General features: G+C 62.7%; 12 protein-coding genes and 1 pseudogene. 2 read left to right on the plus strand and 11 right to left on the minus strand.

What is annotated here, in order from left to right; all coding sequences use genetic code 11:
- Positions 1–37 precede the first annotated feature (37 nt).
- The 5 genes from C4J94_RS12975 to C4J94_RS12995 are packed head-to-tail and all read right to left on the minus strand — an operon-like array spanning position 38 to position 7,562.
- Positions 38–1,651 carry an ABC transporter ATP-binding protein gene (locus C4J94_RS12975; RefSeq protein ID WP_124386532.1) on the minus strand — a complete coding sequence of 538 codons (1,614 nt, stop codon included), beginning with the start codon at positions 1,649–1,651 and terminating at the stop codon, positions 38–40.
- Positions 1,648–2,532 (minus strand): ABC transporter permease, encoded by an 885-nt coding sequence (locus tag C4J94_RS12980; protein WP_124386533.1) that lies wholly within the window; start codon positions 2,530–2,532, stop codon positions 1,648–1,650. The genes C4J94_RS12975 and C4J94_RS12980 overlap by 4 nt, the downstream gene beginning before the upstream one ends.
- A gap of 3 nt (positions 2,533–2,535) precedes the next feature.
- Positions 2,536–3,486, minus strand: a complete 951-nt coding sequence (locus C4J94_RS12985; RefSeq protein WP_124386534.1) for an ABC transporter permease — start codon at positions 3,484–3,486, stop codon at positions 2,536–2,538.
- Complete coding sequence (locus C4J94_RS12990; protein ID WP_124388971.1) at positions 3,483–5,096, minus strand: ABC transporter substrate-binding protein; 1,614 nt, start codon at positions 5,094–5,096, stop codon at positions 3,483–3,485. Before C4J94_RS12990 ends, C4J94_RS12985 begins: the two co-directional genes overlap by 4 nt.
- A 45-nt stretch (positions 5,097–5,141) precedes the next feature.
- The gene (locus tag C4J94_RS12995; protein WP_124386535.1) at positions 5,142–7,562 is read right to left on the minus strand and encodes a TonB-dependent siderophore receptor; all 2,421 of its coding nucleotides are present in this window, start codon (positions 7,560–7,562) and stop codon (positions 5,142–5,144) included.
- Positions 7,563–7,830: 268 nt separating this feature from the next.
- Between C4J94_RS12995 and C4J94_RS13000 the strand changes: the two genes are divergently transcribed.
- Complete coding sequence (locus C4J94_RS13000) at positions 7,831–9,639, plus strand: ABC transporter ATP-binding protein (protein ID WP_124388972.1); 1,809 nt, start codon at positions 7,831–7,833, stop codon at positions 9,637–9,639.
- 47 nt (positions 9,640–9,686) lie between these two features.
- Here the strand turns inward: C4J94_RS13000 and C4J94_RS13005 are convergent, their stop codons facing one another.
- The 4 genes and pseudogenes from C4J94_RS13005 to C4J94_RS28145 all read right to left on the minus strand — a co-directional run bounded on the left by C4J94_RS13005 (position 9,687) and on the right by C4J94_RS28145 (position 12,524).
- Positions 9,687–9,938: a hypothetical protein gene (locus C4J94_RS13005; RefSeq protein WP_177413453.1), complete on the minus strand. Its 252-nt coding sequence runs from the start codon at positions 9,936–9,938 to the stop codon at positions 9,687–9,689.
- 17 nt (positions 9,939–9,955) lie between these two features.
- Positions 9,956–10,525 (minus strand): DJ-1/PfpI family protein, encoded by a 570-nt coding sequence (locus C4J94_RS13010; protein WP_124386536.1) that lies wholly within the window; start codon positions 10,523–10,525, stop codon positions 9,956–9,958.
- Positions 10,526–10,940: 415 nt separating this feature from the next.
- Positions 10,941–11,774: a CmcJ/NvfI family oxidoreductase gene (locus C4J94_RS13020; RefSeq protein ID WP_124386538.1), complete on the minus strand. Its 834-nt coding sequence runs from the start codon at positions 11,772–11,774 to the stop codon at positions 10,941–10,943.
- 13 nt (positions 11,775–11,787) lie between these two features.
- Positions 11,788–12,524 (minus strand): annotated as a pseudogene (locus tag C4J94_RS28145) (SDR family NAD(P)-dependent oxidoreductase).
- Positions 12,525–12,822: 298 nt separating this feature from the next.
- On the opposite strand from C4J94_RS28145, the gene C4J94_RS13030 reads away from it, so the two are divergent.
- Positions 12,823–13,902, plus strand: coding sequence for a sigma-54-dependent Fis family transcriptional regulator (locus C4J94_RS13030; protein ID WP_124386539.1), 1,080 nt, complete (start codon positions 12,823–12,825; stop codon positions 13,900–13,902).
- A 7-nt stretch (positions 13,903–13,909) separates the two neighbouring features.
- Here C4J94_RS13030 and C4J94_RS13035 read toward each other — a convergent pair whose 3' ends face one another.
- On the minus strand, positions 13,910–15,046 hold the full coding sequence (locus C4J94_RS13035; protein ID WP_124386540.1) for an LLM class flavin-dependent oxidoreductase: 1,137 nt from the start codon (positions 15,044–15,046) through the stop codon (positions 13,910–13,912).
- On the minus strand, positions 15,039–16,016 hold the full coding sequence (locus C4J94_RS13040; protein ID WP_124386541.1) for an LLM class flavin-dependent oxidoreductase: 978 nt from the start codon (positions 16,014–16,016) through the stop codon (positions 15,039–15,041). The genes C4J94_RS13035 and C4J94_RS13040 overlap by 8 nt, the downstream gene beginning before the upstream one ends.
- Between the last annotated feature and the right edge of the window lie 12 nt (positions 16,017–16,028).

Consider the following 16,028-nt stretch of genomic DNA (forward strand, 5'->3'; position numbering starts at 1 on the left):
GCCCAGCAGAAGGACATCTGCCGAATAAAAGCGCCGCTCAGGCGGCGCTCGCGGTAGCGTGCTGGCCAGGGATGGCGCCAATCAGCTCACGGGTGTAATCGCTGGTCGGGCGGTTGAAGATGCGCTCCACCGAGCCCTGTTCGATCACCCGGCCATTGCGCAACACCAGCACCTCATGGGCGAAGTTGGCGACCACCGACAAGTCGTGGGACACCAGCACGTAGGCGATGCCCATGTCCCGTTGCAGCTCTTGCAGCAGTTCAAGGATGTGCGCCTGCACGGACACGTCGAGGGCGCTGACCGGTTCATCCAGTAGCAATAGATCCGGTTTCAGCGCCAGGGCGCGGGCGATGGCGACCCGTTGGCACTGGCCGCCGGAAAGCTCGCGCGGCAGGCGATCGAGGAAACTCACCGGCAAATGCACGCGACTGATCAGCTCGCGCGCGGCCTGTTCCAGGGCCGCGCCCTTGAGCAAGCCGAACGACACCAGCGGTTCGACGATGCTGTCGAACACGGTGAAGCGTGGGTCCAGCGCCGCAAACGGGTTTTGTTGCACCAGTTGCAAGCGCTGGCGCAGCGGGCGGAAGTCGCGCCAGCTGAGGTCGGTGACGTCCCGTTGCTCGAACCACACCCGCCCGCGGCTGGGTTTTTCCAGGCCGAGGGCGATGCGCAGCGCGGTGCTTTTGCCTGAGCCGGACTCGCCGACAATCGCCAGGGTCTGCCCGGGGTAGACCTGCAAGCTCAGGTCCTCCAGCGCCACAAAGGTCGCGTCTTCGCCCTTGACCTTGGGCAGCGCGAACGTCTTGCCAACGTTTTGCAGTTGCAGGATCGGCGGCTGCGTCGGGTCCGGTCGGGCCAGTGGCTGGCGGGGCTTGGCGAACGCCGGCGCGGCGGCGATCAAGGCGCGGGTGTAGTCATGCTGCGGCGCGCCGAGAATCTGCCGGGGTGCCCCTTGCTCCACCACTTGCCCCTGTTGCATCACCAGGACGCGGTCGGCGCGATCCAGCGCCACGCCAAGGTCGTGGGTGATGATCAGCAACGAAATCCCGCGCTCACTGACCAGCCGTTGCAGGTGGTCGAGGATCTTGCGCTGCACGGTGACGTCGAGGGCGCTGGTCGGCTCGTCGGCGATGATCAAGCGTGGGTTGCCGGCCAGGGCGATGGCGATCAGCACGCGCTGGCGCATGCCCCCGGAGAGTTCATGCGGGTACTGGCGCGCGCGCAGTACCGGCTTGTCGATACCGACCTGTTGCAGCAGCTCGACGATATCCGCATCGACGCCGGGGTAGCGCTTGCCCTTGGCCAGGATCAGCGCCTCGGCAATCTGCTGGCCAATGCGCAGGGTCGGGTTGAGGCTGACCATCGGGTCCTGGGGCACCAGGCCGATGGTGCGCCCGCGCAGGCCGCGTCTCTGGCGTTCGCCGGCGTGGGTAAGGTTGTTGCCGTCCACCCACAGCTCGCCGGCGCTGATGGTTGCGCTGTCCGGCAACAGGCCGAGAATCGCGTTGGCCAGGGTGGATTTACCCGAGCCGGACTCGCCGACAATCGCCAGCGTCTCGCCTTGGGCGATGGTCAGTGACAGCTGGTTTACCGCCAGGTTGCAGTGCCGGTAGCTGACACTCAGCTGGCGAACATCCACTAAAGCATTCATCGCTGAACCTCCTCGAACGTGCGGGCAATGTGGTTGAGGCTGAACACCACCGCGACCAGGAACAGGCCGGGCAACAACGACACCCAGGGGGCGGTGATCAGAAAGTGCCGGCCGTTGGCGATCAACGTGCCCCATTCGGCGGCCGGAGGCGCGGCGCCGAAACCGAGAAAACTCAGGCCGGCGGTGGCGAGGATGGCTGCACCGAAATCCAGGGTCGCCAGTACCGCAACCGGGCCCCAGGCGTTGGGCAGGATGTGCCGCAGCAAGGTGCGGCCCCAGCTGGCGCCACCCAGGCGTGCGGCTTCCACGTACGGCAGGGTCTTGACCCGCAGCACTTCGGCGCGGGTGGTGCGGGCGAATCCGGGGATGATCCCGACGCCCACGGCGATCGCTACCGGCACCGTGCCGAAGCCGATGGCGGTGACAATCGCCAGGGCCAGCAGCAAGCCGGGCAGGGCGAGCAACACGTCGACAAACCGCATGATCACCGCATCGATACGCCCACCGGCAAAGCCGGACAGAATGCCCAGCCCGAGCCCGCCCAACAACGCGATCCCCACCGCCAGAAAGGCCGCCAGCACCGACAGCCTGGAGCCGTAGACCACCCGGGTGTACAGGTCGCGGCCCAGCTCGTCGGTGCCGAACCAGTGGGTCAGGTTCGGCGCCGTGAGCTTGACCGCAGGTGCGGTGGCATAGGGGTCGAAGCTGGTCAACCACGGCGGCGCCACGGCGGCCAGCAATGAAAACAACACGATCAACACCGCCAGGCTGAAGCCCGGTCGCCGCAGCAAGGGCATGACCGCTGCCGTGGCACGTTGTCGGCGGGTGCGGCGTTGCCAGAGTGGGGTCGTAAGGCCGAGGTTTTGCTCAAGGATAGTCATGGTCTAGGACACCTTTGGCGTGTGGGAGATGCGCGGGTCGAGCCACGGGTACAGCAAGTCCACCAGCAGGTTGACCAGCACAAAGGCTGCAGCCGACACCGCGACAATCGCCAGCACCACCGGGATGTCCTGGCGCAGCACGGCCTCCTGGGCCAGGCGGCCGATGCCGGAGCGGGCGAAGATGGTTTCCACCAGCACCGCACCGGACACCGTGTTGCCCACCTGCAGGCCGATCAACGTGAGAATCGGCAGCGCCGCGTTGCGAAACCCATGGCGCGCCTGCACCTGGGCGCGGCTCAAGCCCTTGGCGTAGGCGGTGACGATATACGACTCCTGCCACACGCCCTGGAAGCTGCGCTGCAGCACTTGGGCATACACCGCCGCACTGGGAATCGCCAGGGTGATCGCCGGCAATACCAGGCTTTCAAAGCCCCGGCTGCCGGTGGCGGGAAACCAGCCGAGGCCGAAGGCAAACACCTGGATCAGCAACAGGCCCATCCAGAACACAGGCACCGAAAACCCCAGGGAAGGCAGGCGCGCCAGGGCTTTTTTCAGCGGTTGCCAGCGGATATAAGCGGTCAGGTAGGCCAGGCCGACACCACCGACCAGCGACAACACAATCGCCAGGCCGGCCAGGGACAGGGTTTGCGGCAGGCGCTCGGCGAGCAGCTCGGCGACCGGGCGATTCAGCGACAGCGACTGGCCGAAGTCGCCGTGCAAGGCGCCCAGCAACAGGTCGACATATTGCTCGAAGAGACCCTTGTCCAGGCCGTAATAGGCCCGCGCCTTGGCCAGGTCGGCCACCGACAATGAATCGGCCTCCATGCCCGAGGCGCTGAGCATGATCGACAGCGTGTCGCCCGGCAGCAGATAGAGGATGAAGTAGGTGATGCTATAGGCCCCCCACAGCACCAACAGGGCCTGGCCGATGCGGCCGATCAGGTAGCGGCTCATGGTGTGCCGATCTCGATATCGCCCAGCAGCGCGAAGCCCTCGGCGGTCCAGCGAAAGTTCTTCACCTTGGGCGACGTTGCCGCCTGCCACACGCGCTCGTACACCGGGAACGCCGAGCTTTCGTCGATCAGCAGGTCCTGCAGGTCGCCATAGGCGGCGGCACGTTGTGCGCCTTGGGTGGCCGTAATGCCGGCATCGAACAAGCCCTTGGCTTTTTCCAGGGTGGCCGGTTCGTAGGTATTGGTGGCCACGGTGGAGCTGTTGGCGCTGCGCGGGTCGAGGATGGTTTGCAGGATGATCGGGTCGGCGCGGGTCATGTAGTTGATGGTCAGGTCGTAGTTGCCGGCGGAGTTGTTGGCCACCCATTCGGCGCGGGTCACCACGCTGAGTTTCAACTCGATGCCGACCTTGCGCAGTTGGTCCTGGATCAGCACGTCACCCGCGGTTTCAGCCGGGCTGATGTTGTAGCTCAGGCTCAGGCGCTTGCCGTTTTTGCTGCGGTAACCGTCCGCGCCCTTGGCCCAGCCGGCTTGATCCAACAGTGTTTCGGCAGCTGCCGGGTCGTAGCCGAGCTTGCCGCCCTGGCTTTTGAAGTACGGCGTGGTCACGTCGAAGATGCCGTCCACCACCGGGAACTCGGCGTTATACACGGTGCTGGCGTAGCTCTTGCGGTCGATGGACTTCTGCACGGCCAGGCGCACTTTTTGATCGGCGAGGATGCGTTCGCCACGGGTGTTGGGGTACAGGTTCAGCGCCGGGCCCGGCAGCGAGCGGCTCTGGATGGTCGCGCCCTTGGACTGGAACAGCTTCAGGTCGACTTCCGAAAACGGGTTGCGGGGCCACAGGATGTCGGCCTTGCCCTGCAGGAACAGGCCGTTGCGCACGCTCTCTTCGGGGATGTAGCTGATGTCGACGGCGTCCAGGTGTGCCTCACCCGGGTTCTTCATATTCGCCGAGGGCCACGCGTAACCCTTGCGTTTGGTCAGGTGCGCGCCGACTTCCGGGGTATAGCTGGCCAGCACGAACGGCCCGGTGCCGATGATCTTGCCCAGAGAGCGCTCCTTGACCGTGAGTGCATAGGACGCGGGCGCGAGGATTGCCAGGTTGGTGGTCGAGGTGGCTTGTAAAAAGCCCGCGTTGGGTTTGGCCAGTACCAGCTTGACGGTGAAGTCGTCGACCACTTCGGCGTGGTCATAACCGGCCAGGTAGGTGGCGCCGAAGGTCGCCGGCAGCTCGGTGGCCAGGGCCTTGTCGCTGTCGAACGCGGTTTTCACCGCTTTCGCGTCGAAGCGCTCGCCGTTGCTGAACGTCACGTTGTCGCGCAGGTGAAAGGTGTAGGTCAGCGCGTCGTCACTGATCTCCCAGCGCTTGGCCAGCCAGGGGATGATCTTGCCGGTGGCCGGGTCCTGGTCGGTGAGCGACTCGGCGACATTGCGCAGCAGCACGCGGTGTTCCAGCCAGTAGACCTGGAACGGGTCGACGCTGACGAGGGTGGTGTTGTCGCCAAAAAATGCAATGTTCAGGGTTTTGTTCGCTTGCGCCTGGTCACCCGAAGGGGAGCAGGCGGCCAGGCTGATTGCCAGGGCGCAGGGGGCCAGCAGACGGCTCATCAAGTTGGAGGTGTTCAATGGGGTGCCCTCGTTTGGCGATGTGAATCAGAAGTCGTAGGCCAGCTTGGTGTACCAGTAGCCGCCGCCCGGATAGAACGGCGGGTTGCCGTAAGGCGCCAGGCCCAGGTTGCTGTAGACGGCGTGCCGGTCGGGGCGCACGTCGAAGATGTTGGTGCCGCCGATGCTGACGGTGATGCTGTCGACGAAGGTGTAGCTGACGTCGAGGTCGGTGATCCATTTGGCGCCGAAGCTGCGATCCCCGGTGGGGTTGACCGCCAGGGTCTTGACCGCGCCGTAGCGGGCGGTTTGCAGGTTGACTGCAAGGTCCCGGACCTTCCAGTTCGCGCCGAGGATCCACTTGGTCTTGGGCGACGCCTGCGTGAGGTCACCCTCGCGGTCGCGGCCCACCAGGGTCACGCCGGAACCGTTCAGTGCGGCCGGGGTGCCGCGGGTGCCTTCGATAGTGGTTTTGTTCCAGTTGAACCCCAGGCTCCAGCGCACGTCGCCCCAGGCATCCAGCGGCGTGGTGTGGTCGGCGACCACATCCAGGCCACGGGTGCGGGTGTCGAAGGCGTTGGTGTAATAGTTGACCCAGGTGCCGGTGGGCACGCCTTGGGCGGCGAGGATCGCGTTGACTGCGCCATTGCCCTGGTCATAGATATTGCTGGTCAGGGCGATGCGGTCGTCGATGTCGATCAGGTAGGCGTCGGCGGTGATGCTGGTGCGCGGCGCCGGTTGCCAGGTGAGGCCCAGGCCGAGGTTGCGCGACTTCTCCGGTTTCAGGTCATCGCCACCCAGCGCCTTGGCCAGGTTGCTGCCCGACGGGGTCAGGCGGGTGACGGCCGGAACAACGTTGCCGTTGACGTCGGTGGCCACGCGGTTGTCCGCCACGGTGTAGCCGATCTGGGTCAGCGACGGCGCACGGAAACCAGTGCCGACGGTGCCGCGCACCGCCACGCTGTCGGTCAGCTCGTAGCGCGAGTTCACCTTGAGGCCGAAGGTGTTGCCCGAGTCATCGTCGTAATGCTCGACCCGCCCGGCCACGTCGAGGAACCAGCGCTCGGTGAGGTCAAAGCCCAGGTCCAGGTAGCCGGCGTAGTTGTTGCGGATCAGGCTGACCTCATCTTCGGGGCGAATGGTCACTGCCGCCTGTGCGCCCGATGCCGCCGGGTAGGTGCCGGTGAGGTAGGCCTCGGGGTCGCCGGCGAAGGTGCTGAAATGCTCCCAGCGATGCTCCAGGCCGGCCGACACCTGCACCGGCGACGTGAGGTTGAACAGGCTCTCGTAACGGCGGGTGAAGTCGAGGTTGTTGACCCATTGCTCGAAGCGGAAGGTCGCCAGGTTGTCGAAATGGGTCGGCGAGGCGGTGCCCAGCGACGGGTTGATATTCAGGTCGCTTGAGTGGTGAACATTGTTGCGCCCGTAGGTGGTGCTCAGGTCCCAGTTCCACTCGGCCACTTGGCCCTTGCCGCCAAACAGCAACTGGTAGTCGCGGTCCTTGATGTTGTTCAGCGGGTAGTAGCCGTCGGGGAACACCTCGGGCACCGCCGCGCGGCCGGTGGGCAGACGGAAATAGTTGGCCGCTTCGGCGTCGCGCTCGCCGTAGGTGGAGAACGAATAAAGGGTCAGGTCTTCCAGCGGCAGCTCGGCGTTGTAGGCCAGGTTGAAGGCCTTGAGGTCGGGGTCGCCGTTCTTGATGGCCACCCGGTCCCAGGCCGCTTCCTTGGCCGGATCGTTGAAGGCGCGTACGCTGCTGTCGGCCTTGTCGTTCCAGGAGGCTTCGCCGCGTTTGCGCGCATCGGCCGAGAAGTGGAAGAAGCCGCCATCGCCAAGCTTGAACCCCTGGTCGCCGGCGACCTTGATGGTTTCGCCCTGGCCGGAATACAACTGGCCATAGCTGGTCTCCAGGTGCCCGCCGTTGTTGGCGGACTTGAGGATGATATTGATCACCCCAGCCACCGCATCCGAGCCATACTGGGCGGCGGCGCTGTCCTTGAGTACTTCGATATGGTCGACCGAGCTGACCGGGATCAGGTCGATGTCCACGGCATTCGCGCCGCTGTTGTCGATCGAGCCGCGCTGGCCGGTGGCGCCGTTGTGGCGCCGTTTGCCGTTGACCAGCACCAGGGTGTAGGCCGGGCCGAGGCTGCGGTTGCTCAGCGGGCGGGTTACCGAGTTGTAGCCAGCGATATTGGTGCCGAAGTTGAAGGAGGGCAGCAGCTTGGCAATCGCCTCGGACAACTCGGCGCGGCCGGTCTTGAGCAACTGCTCGCTGTTGATCACATCAATGGGGGCCGGGCTGTCGGCGACGGTGCGCTCCTGGCCGCGCAAACCGGTGGAAATCACCGTTACCGTGCCGAGCTTGGCGTCCTCGGCGCAGGCGGGCACCGCCGCCAGCAGCAGCGAGCTGGTCAACAGCGACAGGTGGAATTTTCTCAGCGGGGCGGGGAAAGAAATATCTGGCATATCAAGAGAGATCCATGTCGGGAGTACGTCCTCCGCCAGGCATGGGGTCGGTCTGTGAAGTGAAGATATCTCTATAAAAAATTGCGGGGAAAGTCTTTTTTGGAATAAGCTAATTATTAGATAAAATCATCTTTCAGATTAATAAGATCATCTATTTTTATTATCTGGCGGATGCGGCGTGGCGCCTCGCCGTCGGATGTGCACAACGTCATCGCCTGTCATAATCCCCCCGTCTCACCCCAGCCCCCACACGGAGTCCATGCCATTCATGGTGCTGTTGAATCGATTGAGCGCGTTTTCCATCCAGGCGCGCAGGGCACTGAAGCTGGTTTGGGGGACGTCGCGTCCCTTATTCATAGGCCTGCTGCTGGCCACCATCGTTGCCGGTCTGTTGCCCGCTCTGGCGGCTTGGATCGGCCAGCGCATTGTCGATGGCGTGGTGCACGCGATGCAGATTCATGCCGCCGGCAGCCAGGCGCCCGTGTGGCCAGTGATGCAGTACGTGCTGGCCGAGGCGGGCGTGTTGGCGCTGCTGGCCGCCGCCCAGCGCGCGTTGTCCATGCAGCAATCGTTGCTGCGGGTGCAGTTGGGGGTGAAGGTCAACCTGATGATTCTGGAGAAAGCCCAGACCCTTTCGCTCCTGCAATTTGAAGACGCCGAGTTTCACGACAAGCTGGTGCGCGTGCGCCAGGGCGCGTCGACGCGGCCGCTGAGCCTGATCACCAAGGGCCTGGGGCTGGTGCAGAACCTGATCTCGCTGATCAGCTTTGCCGTGCTGTTAGTGCACTTTTCGCCGTGGGCGCTGGTGATTCTGGTGGTCGGCGCCTTACCGGTGTTCTTCGCCGAGACGCATTTCTCGGGCAATGCGTTTCGCCTGTTCCACCGGCGCGCGCCCGAGACCCGTCAGCAGAATTACCTGGAATCGCTGCTGTCCCACGAGACCCATGCCAAAGAGGTCAAGCTGTTCGGCCTGGCGCCGCTGTTCCTCAAGCGCTACCGCGACAACGCCTGGCGCTTGTACACCGAAGACCGCCAGTTGACGGTGCGCCGGGATGCCTGGGGCTTCGTCCTGGGCCTGCTGGGCACCGCGGCGTTTTATGTGGCTTACGCCTGGGTGGTGCTGGACACCGTGCGCGGCCAGACCAGCCTGGGACAGATGACCATGTACATCGTGCTGTTCAAGCAGGGGCAAAGCGCAATCACTGCCAGCCTCAGCGCGATTGCCGGCTTGTATGACGACAGTCTGTTTCTGTCGGACCTTTATGAGTACCTGCTAACCCCTGTGGTCGTGCCGAGTGGCCGGCTTACCCAGGGCGCGCGTCCCGGCGACGGCCTGCGCTGCGAGCACGTGGGGTTCAGTTACCCCGGCGCTGAGCAGCCGGCATTGACTGACATCAACCTGCACCTGGCGCCGGGGCAAAGCCTGGCCCTGGTGGGCGAGAATGGCTCGGGCAAAACCAGCCTGATCAAACTGCTCACGCGCCTTTACAATCCGCACGAGGGGCGCATTCTGCTGGATGGCAGCGACTTGCAAGACTGGGATGAACAGACACTGCGCCAGCGCATTGGGGTGATTTTCCAGGATTACATCCGCTACCAGATGACCGTCGGCGAGAACCTTGGCGTGGGTGACGTCGATGCGCTGAACGACGAGGCGCGCTGGCGCACTGCCGCAACCCAGGGGGTGGCCGCCGAATTCATCGAGCGCCTGAGCAGCACCTACGGCACACAGTTGGGGCGCTGGCTTGGCGGCCAGGAGTTGTCGGGTGGGCAATGGCAGAAAGTCGCCTTGTCCCGCGCGTATATGCGCCAGGAGGCGGACCTGCTGATTCTTGACGAGCCGACGGCTGCGCTGGACGCCGGCGCCGAGGCGGCGGTGTTCGAGCACTTTCGCGAACACGCCAAGGGCCGCATGACGTTGTTGATTTCCCATCGATTCTCCAGTGTGCGCAATGCCGACCACATCATCGTGCTGGACGGCGGGCGAATCCTGGAGGAGGGCAGCCATCACCAGCTAATGGCGGCGGGTGGGCGCTATGCCGAGTTGTTCGATGTTCAGGCGCGGGGCTATCGCTAGGTCCCCGAGCGCCCGTCCAATCCGGCCAAGCGTATTGTTTCAACGTTTTAGGATGACATTGTCACCTCAAGCCCTGCGCGCCCCGACCCACCAATAGCCACGATGGCGTAACCGGCCAGGCGCGGAGAGCGCGTCATCAGGCGTGCGGGAATAATGCCGTTTTCCGAACGCGTGCAACGACGCAATACCACCGCGATGCCGATTACACCCAGCGCCAGGAGTGCCAAGCGTTGTGCTGGCAGGTGATCGATGCCGGTGCCCATCACGGCCATGACGGTCGCGGCGACGGCGACCGTCATACCGCTGCGGCGGCTGCTCAGCAGTGAATGTGCTCAGCTGCATGCATGGCTACGTAGGCATCGAGCTTCTCGTCTTCCAAACCCAGCGTGTTGAGAATTTGCGTCATGAAGCTGACAGGGGCGCTGCCAGGCGCTGTCACCACACCCTGGTCGGCAACGGCATAGGGTACGTCCTGGTAGTAATCCGCTCCGCAGTAATGGCTTTGTTTCAGGTTTTCGGCAGAGTTGGAGGTGTGCTGCAAGTGATCCAGTATTCCCGCCTGAGCCAAAACACGGGTGCCGTCGCAGATGCCTGCAACGACGATGTTCATTGCGTGCGCTTCGCGAACCAGCGCCTCGATTGCGGGTGCTTTGTCGGTTTTCCAGATAGGACTTCCGGTCACGATCAACAAGTCTACCTCTTGCAGTTGGATGGCTTCGACGGCCAGGTTCGGGACGATCATCATTCCTCCGGATGAAGTGACCTGCTTGCCGCCTGGGGTTGCAAAATGGGTGTCGAAGCCATAGTAGGCTCGCCCCGTGGAGTTGATGAGGGCGGGCTCCCAGTCGGAGAAGTTCTCGGTCAAAATCGTGACGGCACGTATCATTTTAATCTCCTTATCAAATATCCATGTTGATCAGCAGCAATGTCCAGAAGGGTTGCTGTGGCGCGTAGTGACCGCCGAGTGTGGACGCTGCACGGGTGGAATGTTGCACTAGTAATTGCGCGCGGGCATACACAGCCCACAACTCTTTCTATGGCTGGATAAGCGAGAGCGTCGGGTGGCCGTCTTTACACTCATTGCCTACGACATACCTCCAGGCCAAGCCGCTACCTATTACCCCGAGGCCAACCCACTCGTCCCGTTGGACGGTTACGGACATACTGGCAGGCGGAGAAGGCGTCGAAGAAATATCCATGGTGGCAGCAGCTTCCGAAATCATGATGTTCGGCAAGCGCGGATCGCAGGCTTGGCCGGTGGCCAAGGTTAGCCGCGATCCGTTGCTGGGTGAAGCCTTGATTTACGTGTCGAAGAACACCAGTGCGCGTAATTCGATACTGCGTCGTGGCGGCGCGTCCTTTGGCGTGGTGGGGTCATCAAACGCGGTGTGTGCACTCAGCCTGGCCACATCCCGCCGCGAATCGTGGATCTTCAACAGCAAGGCCTCGTCCGGCCGCAACCGCGGATAGTAATACCAGCGGTGGGCCGGGTTGGCCTTGACCGAAAACGTTTCGCCGACCTTGTCGCGATACACCAGGTCGCTGGGCAACAAATCACTATCGGCCATGCTGCGCGCGTCGCACAAGGCAAGAGGCGTGCTCAGCACTGTCGCGCCGATGGGGCGCCACACATTGATGATCGCAAAGCGTTTGAGCAGGCGCTGTTCGGCTTCGCCCGGGTCGAGGTGGTCGCGCACACGGCGAATCGCCGAGCGTTCGGTCTGGTCGTTGTGCACGTAGCGCACCGGCTCGCGCAGGCCACGGGCCTCACGGCCAGGGGCATCGACGCGAATCGTATGGTCGAAAATCACCACCTTTATCGCACCAGTCTGCTGTTTGAGCAGGGCTTCGGTTTCCGGGTAGTAATGCAGGCGCACTTGTTCGTCATCCTCCAGGTTCGCAACGGCACTGGTGTGATCGACTTTTTCGAAGCCTTGGCGGTTGATATTCGCCGGTTCGTCGAGCAACCGGGCGTTATGAATGGTCACCTGGGTCGGGTCCAGCACGCCGCTGCGCAGGGCCTCGCCGTCTGGTGGCGGGTAGGTGTAATTCACCGGGCGCTGGCCGTTGTCCTGCAGGTAATTGAGCACGGCGCGCACGGATGTGGGGGCGAGTTGGGTCTGATGGGTGCCCATAAAAACCTCCGGGTCAGAACGGTTCCTTGAATGGCCGCAAGTCCAGCTCCTGGGTCCAGGCGCTGCGCGGTTGGGTGTGCAGATACCAATAGGCGTCGGCGATGTCTTCGAGCCGCAATGCGCCTTCTTCGCCCAGCTTGGCCAGGTAGTCCGGTGCGCGGCTTTGCACGCGTTCGCCATCGATGGAACCGTCGATGACCACATGGGCGACATGCACATTCTGTGGGCCGAATTCCCGGGCAAACGACTGTGCCACCGAGCGCAACCCGGCTTTGCCTGCCGCAAACGCGGTGTACGGCGGCTTGCCGCGCAATGACGCGGTGGCGCCCGTAAACAACAGGCTGCCGCCGCCATTGGCAAGCAGCGCGCGGGTGGCCTCGCGGGCGAACAGAAAGCCCCCAATGTCGAGGCGCGCCAGGTTTGCTCGAACAACTCGGCGCTCAACTCAAGCGACGGCTTGGACACCGAATTGCCCACGTTGAAGATCGCCGCCTTGAGTGTGCCGAGCTGATTGACCTGGGCGATGGCGGCGAGCACATCGGCTTCGATACCCACGTCGGCCACGATTGCATTGGCTTTGCCGCCGTTCGCTTCTATATCGGCCACTACCGCCTGCAACTTGTCCAGGCTCCTGCCGCTGACCGCTACGCGGTAGTCCTCGCGGGCAAAACGCCGCGCCAAGGCTGCACCCAGCCCGGCAACCGCGCCGACCCCGGCAATCCACACCACTGATTGCGCCATGCGCCACATCCTCCAATGGGGTAAGTGGCTACCAATCTACCCATGGCCGGGCGGGAGGAATAAGAATATCGACAGCTAAGGTTATGCTCGTCTTTTCAGGTCAGGCATAGGGGATCAGAAAGCCCGGTCTGCAATTAAGCCCCTGGATCGTTTCTATCTTTCGCCCATGTGAGCGACTGGCGTATGGCAGGTCGAATAGCATTCTTGTTGCGTGGTTATATCCTCATGTTTTTTTAATATTTCTTGTTATATGGGGCGAGCAGTAAAGTACTGCTAATTCCTTCATGGCCGCCATTGGAAATTGTCTATGAACATCCCGCGCGGACATCCCAGCCCGATTTTGACATTGCCTCAGGGCGATAAAGACCCTCTTTCAATCCGAGCTAAAGCGCTGGTATTTGCCGACCCTCGGTCTCGGCAGTTGCTTGAGTATCTGCAGCGGGTGGCGCCCAGTGACGCGCCAGTGTTGATCAATGGAGAGACGGGCACCGGTAAGGAGTTGGTGGCGCGCTACATCCATTCGAGCAGTGGCCGCGCTGGCGCTTTTATTGCGGTCAACTGCGGTGCGATCAGTGAGACCCTGGCTGAAAGTGAGTTTTTTGGCCACGAGGCCGGGTCCTTCTCAGGCGCTGTCGGCCGGCGAGCTGGCTGGTTTGAGGAGGCGGATGGAGGGACGCTGTTTCTCGATGAGATCGGTGATCTGCCGTTGCCTTTGCAAGTTAAATTGCTGCGTGTTCTACAGGAGCAGGAGGTGGTTCGGGTCGGCTCGCGCAAACCGATCAAGATCAACATTCGATTGGTGACGGCGACCAACGTCAATCTGGAACAGGCCATTGAAGCCGGAAATTTCCGGCTCGATCTGTTCTATCGAATAAACGTCGCCCAAGTGGAAGTTTTGCCGTTAAGGGCACGTCCCTTGGACATTCTGCCGTTGGTGGAACACTTCAGGAAACTCTACAGCGCCCGCCTTAAAATCAATGAGCCTATGCTTTCGGAGTCGGCTACTCAGGCGCTGCTCGATTATCCCTGGCCGGGTAATATCCGCGAGCTCGAGAACGTTGTTCACTTGGCTTTACTGGTGGCTGGCGACAGACCGGTCCGCCCCGAGCACCTGAAATTCTCGGCAGGCCTTAGTGCATTGCAGGGCGCCAGTTCCAGCGGGGTGCAAAAGCTTCCTCAGGAAGTGCTTCGCGAACAGTTTTTGCGATTGTTCGATGTGCCAGGTGATTCACTCTTGCACGATATTGAGGAGTTGATGGTTCGCGAGGCTTTTGCCTACTGCGGTTTCAACCAGCTGCGCACCGCGCAACTGCTGGGTATTACCCGCAACGCCATGCGCACCTTACTGGTCAATCACGGCATGCTCAAAGGTCGAGCAAAACCCTGATCTGCGTTCAACCTTGTTTGACCTGGCCGGGGGCATTGCCGATACGGCGTAGCTGAGGCAGCAACTGCTCGCCCAGGTGAATCGCTTCCTCCAAATGGGGGAAACCCGACAGAATAAAACTGTCCACCCCCAACTGGTGATACTCCTCGATTCGCTCTGCCACCTGCGCATAACTGCCGACCAACGCTGTTCCTGCGCCGCCGCGTACCAAGCCTACACCGGCCCAAAGATTGGCTGACACCTCAAGTTCCCGAGCGCCGCGCCCACGGCCCTGCATCAACTGCGTCTGCCTGCTTTGCCCCACCGACTCATACGCCGCCATCTGCCGTTGTGCATGGTCAATGGTATCCGTCGGGATTTCTTCCAGCAGCCGTTCCACGTGGGCCCAGGCCGCGTCGTCAGTGATTGCGGCGAACACGTGCAGACGCAGGCCGAAGCGCAGCGTACGGCCCTGGGCTGCCGCCAGGTCACGCATGCGTTGGATGCGTTCGGCGATCATCGCCGGCGGTTCGCACCACATCAGATAAGTTTGCCCATGGGCCGCACCGACACGCTCGGCGGCTTCGGAGGCACCGCCAAAGTAAATCGCCGGTACTCGTGCGCCTGGCGCAATCGGCGTTTGAATGCCGCTGCGGTAGTAACGTCCTGCATGCGAGGGTGGCTGGCCCGCCCACACGGCCTGGAACACCTGCAGAAATTCTGCGGTGCGCGCGTAACGTTCATCGTGTTCGAGAAAATCCCCGAGGGAACGCTGTTCAAAACGGCTGGAGCCCGTCACCACATGCAACGCCAGGCGGTTCTCGCTGAGCAGTTGCAACGTCGCCGCGCGGTGGGCGGTATAGGCTGGCAGCTCGGTGCCCGGTCGCAGCGTCAGGAGGAATTTCAGGCGGCGCACTTCCTGGGCCAACACCGCAGTGATCAGCCACGGGTCTTCAAACCCGGCAGCGGTGGGCACCATGATGCTGTCGAAACCGGCCTGCTCGGTGGCGCGTACAATCTGGCGCAGGTAGTCCAGCGTCGGTGCACGCTCGCCTTGCTGGAACAACCCGACCTTTGGCAAGCCGCTGCTGGTGAGGTGACGGCCATCGCCATTGGTGGGTAAAAACCAGTCCAGTTGGATCGGTGGGCGTACATCATCAGTCATGGTTCAGGCGCTCCTTGCGCAAACCCTGTTGGAAAAGCAATGGTAAAACCTGTTCGCCAAAGCGCAGCACTTCGCTGACTGACGGCCCGCCCTCCAGGATCAGGTGATTCAAGCCAATTCCGTGCAGTTCTTGCAGGCGTGTGGCGACTTGTTGCGGGGTGCCCACCAGGATCAGTGGTTGGCCGGCTTCCCGTTGCAGCAGGTTGGGATGCACTTCCCACCGGCGTAGCGGGTGGCGTGCTCGGAGCAGGGTGGCTAGGGGTTCCTCGGGCAATTGAGGAACCGATAATAAAGTGGCGGCGGTCTCCCAGGCGAGGTCTTCGCTTTCGCCGAGGATCAAGCCAAACGTGCAGGCAAACTCGAGCGTAGGTCGGATCTGCCGCCAACGCTGTATCTCCTGGGCCAATCGTAGTGGGTGGCCAGGCGCTAACAGGCAGGTCCGCGCATGTGCCGCCACCAGCGTATGGCTCTGGGTGTCGTCCAGTAGCAACGAGGGGGCGGGTATTTCGCGGCGGGTGACGCCGGCGCTCTCCAGTTGGAAATATCGGCCCTGATAGTCGAACCCTTCGGTGTTGGACGCCAGCAGGTGTTGCAGGATTTCCAGATATTCGCCAATGCGTTCGCTGCGTTGGTCGCGGTTGAGCCACTCCCCAAAGGCACTGTGTTCGCTATTGGGTAAATGTAGCCGTACACGGTGGCCGCTGATCGACTGCAGGCTTTGCAGGGTAGTGGCCAGCGCGGCTGGCAGCATCACTTCCGGCGGCACACTCACCGACAACTGCACGCTACGGGTATGCGCGCACAAGACTGCCGCCACGCCCAGGCTGTCGGCACATAACGCGCCGCCGGGAATCCAGAGGCCATCGAGCCCGGCGTATTCCACAGCCTGGGCCAATTGAATCCATTGTCCCGGCCGCGCCGCCCAGTCAGGCGTACACAGGGGCATCAACCAGCTGAATTCCAGAGGCATGCATACGCTCCA

The organism is Pseudomonas sp. R5-89-07 (assembly GCF_003851685.1).
Taxonomy (GTDB): domain Bacteria; phylum Pseudomonadota; class Gammaproteobacteria; order Pseudomonadales; family Pseudomonadaceae; genus Aquipseudomonas.

Bases quoted from the DNA above. Each gene is read 5' to 3' on its own strand.
- C4J94_RS12975 (WP_124386532.1), bottom strand. From the start codon at position 1,651: ATGAATGCTTTAGTGGATGTTCGCCAGCTGAGTGTCAGCTACCGGCAC.
- C4J94_RS12985 (WP_124386534.1), bottom strand. From the start codon at position 3,486: ATGAGCCGCTACCTGATCGGCCGCATCGGCCAGGCCCTGTTGGTGCTG.
- C4J94_RS13035 (WP_124386540.1), bottom strand. From the start codon at position 15,046: ATGACTGATGATGTACGCCCACCGATCCAACTGGACTGGTTTTTACCC.
- C4J94_RS13000 (WP_124388972.1), top strand. From the start codon at position 7,831: ATGGTGCTGTTGAATCGATTGAGCGCGTTTTCCATCCAGGCGCGCAGG.
- C4J94_RS13020 (WP_124386538.1), bottom strand. From the start codon at position 11,774: ATGGGCACCCATCAGACCCAACTCGCCCCCACATCCGTGCGCGCCGTG.
- C4J94_RS12990 (WP_124388971.1), bottom strand. From the start codon at position 5,096: ATGAGCCGTCTGCTGGCCCCCTGCGCCCTGGCAATCAGCCTGGCCGCC.
- C4J94_RS13005 (WP_177413453.1), bottom strand. From the start codon at position 9,938: ATGACGGTCGCCGTCGCCGCGACCGTCATGGCCGTGATGGGCACCGGC.
- C4J94_RS12980 (WP_124386533.1), bottom strand. From the start codon at position 2,532: ATGACTATCCTTGAGCAAAACCTCGGCCTTACGACCCCACTCTGGCAA.
- C4J94_RS13030 (WP_124386539.1), top strand. From the start codon at position 12,823: ATGAACATCCCGCGCGGACATCCCAGCCCGATTTTGACATTGCCTCAG.
- C4J94_RS13010 (WP_124386536.1), bottom strand. From the start codon at position 10,525: ATGATACGTGCCGTCACGATTTTGACCGAGAACTTCTCCGACTGGGAG.
- C4J94_RS12995 (WP_124386535.1), bottom strand. From the start codon at position 7,562: ATGCCAGATATTTCTTTCCCCGCCCCGCTGAGAAAATTCCACCTGTCG.
- C4J94_RS13040 (WP_124386541.1), bottom strand. From the start codon at position 16,016: ATGCCTCTGGAATTCAGCTGGTTGATGCCCCTGTGTACGCCTGACTGG.